At 37.8% G+C, this 3295-nt stretch carries 4 protein-coding genes and 1 pseudogene; 2 read left to right on the top strand and 3 right to left on the bottom strand.

What is annotated here, in order from left to right; all coding sequences use genetic code 11:
• Window positions 1-667, top strand: a 667-nt coding sequence (locus tag F6K13_RS25030; protein WP_287288710.1) for a slipin family protein, incomplete at its 5' end; no start/stop codon positions are given.
• Window positions 668-844: 177 nt separating this feature from the next.
• On the opposite strand, the gene F6K13_RS25025 is transcribed toward F6K13_RS25030, so the two are convergent.
• The 3 genes from F6K13_RS25025 to F6K13_RS25015 all read right to left on the bottom strand — a co-directional run bounded on the left by F6K13_RS25025 (window position 845) and on the right by F6K13_RS25015 (window position 2916).
• Complete coding sequence (locus tag F6K13_RS25025; RefSeq protein ID WP_124142780.1) at window positions 845-1063, bottom strand: hypothetical protein; 219 nt, start codon at window positions 1061-1063, stop codon at window positions 845-847.
• A gap of 631 nt (window positions 1064-1694) precedes the next feature.
• Window positions 1695-2357: a phycobilisome degradation protein NblB gene (gene nblB, locus F6K13_RS25020; RefSeq protein WP_124142793.1), complete on the bottom strand. Its 663-nt coding sequence runs from the start codon at window positions 2355-2357 to the stop codon at window positions 1695-1697.
• A gap of 100 nt (window positions 2358-2457) precedes the next feature.
• Window positions 2458-2916, bottom strand: coding sequence for a CBS domain-containing protein (locus F6K13_RS25015; RefSeq protein ID WP_124154867.1), 459 nt, complete (start codon window positions 2914-2916; stop codon window positions 2458-2460).
• Window positions 2917-3095: 179 nt separating this feature from the next.
• Here F6K13_RS25015 and F6K13_RS25010 point away from each other — a divergent pair.
• Window positions 3096-3295: pseudogene (locus F6K13_RS25010) on the top strand ((2Fe-2S) ferredoxin domain-containing protein); the annotation flags it as partial.

The raw sequence follows: 3295 nt of genomic DNA, 5'->3' as shown, positions 1-3295 counted from the left end.
ACTAGGAATATTTAGTCATGTAAGAGGTCTTGGCGTATATTTAACTATTCTAATTATTGACCAAATAAAGCAAGTAGACCGAAGAACTATTACTATTGATCTTGAATCCCAAGATACAGTGACAAAAGATAGTGTTACTGTTGGTATCAATGCAGTTCTTTATTATCGAATTCGGGATCCCGAGAAAGCTTTAATTAGAGTTAAAGATTATAACTTTGCAACATCTCAAGCTGCTTTAACAACTTTGCGTAATATTATTGGGCAACATAAACTAGATGAACTGCTTCAGGAACGAGATAAAATTAACTCTAGAATTTGTGAAATAGTTGACGAAATTACAAATCCTTGGGGTATAGAAATTGAACGTATAGAAATAAAAAATCTGCAAATTCCTAAACCAATGCAGCGTGCAATGGCAAAAGAAGCTGAAGTGGCAAGAGAGAAAAGGGCGCGTATGATTAAGGCGGAATCTGACTATGAATCAACTATTAAACTAACACAAGCTGCACGAGAAATTGCTAAGTTTCCAGTAGCATTAGAACTACGTAGAATTCAGATGATTGCTGAGATCGGAACTGAACAAAATACTACTACTATTTTGATGATTCCATCTGATATTTTATCTTTGGCAAAAGATGTTTCTCAGCCTATTTCAAAAGATAAATAAAAACTATCCCAACCTCTGAACAAGCGGTTGTTTAATCTAACCTCTAAAATGCAAAGAAGTTGGGAAAAGCTTTCAAGTAAAGTAAGTATTAATATTAGACCTCTTGCAAAAGTTTTAATGAAATTAATTCAAGAGATAAAATCAACAATTCCCTGACCTCTGCAAGAAGTGTATTTATTATTCTATAGTGATTGATTGAGGACCTTCACTTTTGTCACTATTTACTTCTGTATTAGAGTTAGTAGTGGCAGTATAACCATTCTGCTTCTCAAGCCAACTTTTGACTGGATCGTCATTAAGATTTAGTCGGAACATACCAGAGAAAAAACCTCCAAAAAAGGCAACTGGTTGTTCAATTAGTTCTTTTACCACTGGGGTTAGTTCATCTAGAAACATAGACTCTTTCCTCTCGCTAAAGAATATTTATTTAATCAAACTAAATTTTTCCCTCGTATTCTAACGTACCGAATATGCAACTATCGTAGCTATCGCCTCAATTAAGTTAATTAGCTTTTAACAAAACTCGCGGAATTCCCCACGTTGGAAGAAGGTGGGGATGGATAGCGAGACGACAACTTGTGATGATTCGTGTTATAATAAACTTGGTTGCTGACCCGCATGACCGACTAAAAGGCTACCTTAATAAATGGTCTAATATCCTATCAGTTTTTAGACCTGGAGGTATACAAAGTAAAACGCGGATCTCAGGGAAGAGACTTGCCCCGGCAGGTTAGCCACAGTGCTGTAATTCCAAGGTAAGTATGTCGGAAAACTATACGTCTGCGGAAAGCAGATGTTTGCCTATGGACGCTCAGTAAGACCAATTCCAGCTTGCTGGTTGAGGCGTCGGCGAATGAAGCGGGAAGCCCGAAAGACAAATAAGACCGTTCCTGAATTGACCTGAGAATTGGAAGCCCCAACCTCAGCGAAGTAGGTTGGGGTACTTCACTAGCAATATCTACAAAGGTTGTGGACTGATAGAGTAACTGAGATCAGGAAGTAATCAACCTTCTACCTTCTGCTGTGATTAACTATTTTGGGCTACCTTGGCCTCCTGAGCAACCTGCTCAACCGGATCGTTGGCTAACTGTGTGATAACTTGCTCCGCTTGTGGCCCTCCTAATTTATGCAAAGCTTGTACGAGTCTATAACGCATTTGCCAATCACTATTGGTGGCAAAAGGTGTTAAGAAAGGGACAGCTTCTGGGTTTCCTAGTTCCCCTAAAGCACTAATAGCTATAGTCTGTATCAGTTCATTATCTGACTGGAGAGCATCTTTTAGTAAAGATAATGCTCTTGGTTCCCCCATTCCTCCTACTACTGCAACTATGCTCATTTTAACTAGCCATTCTGGAGTATTCTGGTAGACCTGTTGTAGGTCGTCAAAAGTTTCAGTAAGTTTTAATGCTCCTAAAGCATCTGCTGCTGCTGCTTGGACATCTGGTTCGGGATCGTTGAGCAGACAGTCTCGCAATATTTCTTGAGATATTGTTAAATTTTGTGTACCTAAGCTTGACATTTGGCTCACTGCAGCATATCTAACACGAGTATCTTGGTCTTTGATTGAAGTTTGAATTAATTCAAAAGCGGTAGCTAAATCTATTTGACGTAATTGATTAACTCCACGTAAGCGATCGCCTAGATCCTCTGATATTAGTAGTTGCTTAATTGAATCTGGGGTAACACTCATTGCCATAAATTTTATTTTTTTATTTTCCTGGATGATCTGAGCTATAAACTAGAGTAGATTTTTGATCCCCTGCCATAATTGATTTTTTATAGAATCAAACTTACTCGCTTGCCATAGCTCTAATAATATCCCCACGAGTTAGTATACCAATCACTTTATCATTTTCATCTAATACTGGTAACCGATGAATATTCTGTTCGTGCATGAGTCTCGCTGCTGCTGAGAGTGATTTTTGCGGTGTAGTAGTTAGAGGGTCTTTAGTCATTACTTCTCCCACAGTTTCTCCTAAAGCTTTATGAATTTGTTTTTCATAACGAGCTGGATTTTCTAGAAAAATCACACTATCTAGCAACATAATATAGGGTGGAGGAGTGACTCCGCTTTCTTGCCACATCAAATCTGTTTCTGATACGATCCCGACTAATTTTTCCTGTTCATTGACTACAGGAAGACCACTAATGCGTTGTTCTGCCAAAATTTTAATTGCCTCTTTTAAAGGCATTTCTGGCTTAACAGAAATTGGATTATTACTCATCACATCTGCTACAGTTTTAGTCATGTTTACCTCAGATTTTGTTCTAGTTGGAATAACTATGAGAGCGTCAAAAAGTAAAAATTTTCCTTTTTAGTTTTGGCTTCAATAGTAATCATAAAAGAATATACAACATACCATAATTGCACTTTTCTCAAATCAAATCTTACAATGTAGCATAAAGCTATATTAAGAATTTTTGATTAATGTCAATATCTGAAGGCCAAAAACCAGAAGAAACTTCTCGCGATCGCTGTGTATTTGTCTGCCAAAATACGTCTTGTCTGCGCCACAATTCTCAAGAAGTCCTCAAAACCTTCATAGCTGAGACAAAAAATATAGTGGGTGTTAATATTCAGGCCAGCGGTTGTCTTGGTCAATGTAGCACTGGCCCTACAGTAAGAGA

Source organism: Okeania sp. SIO2B9, assembly GCF_010672505.1.
In the GTDB taxonomy this organism is placed as follows: domain Bacteria; phylum Cyanobacteriota; class Cyanobacteriia; order Cyanobacteriales; family Microcoleaceae; genus Okeania; species Okeania hirsuta.
Note: the sequence above shows the minus strand (reverse complement) of the source record. Positions and strands in the feature narration are given on the sequence as shown.

Excerpts from the sequence above, each read along its gene's own strand:
- nblB (WP_124142793.1), bottom strand. The coding sequence starts at position 2,357 with ATGAGTGTTACCCCAGATTCAATTAAGCAACTACTAATATCAGAGGAT.
- F6K13_RS25025 (WP_124142780.1), bottom strand. The coding sequence starts at position 1,063 with ATGTTTCTAGATGAACTAACCCCAGTGGTAAAAGAACTAATTGAACAA.
- F6K13_RS25015 (WP_124154867.1), bottom strand. The coding sequence starts at position 2,916 with ATGACTAAAACTGTAGCAGATGTGATGAGTAATAATCCAATTTCTGTT.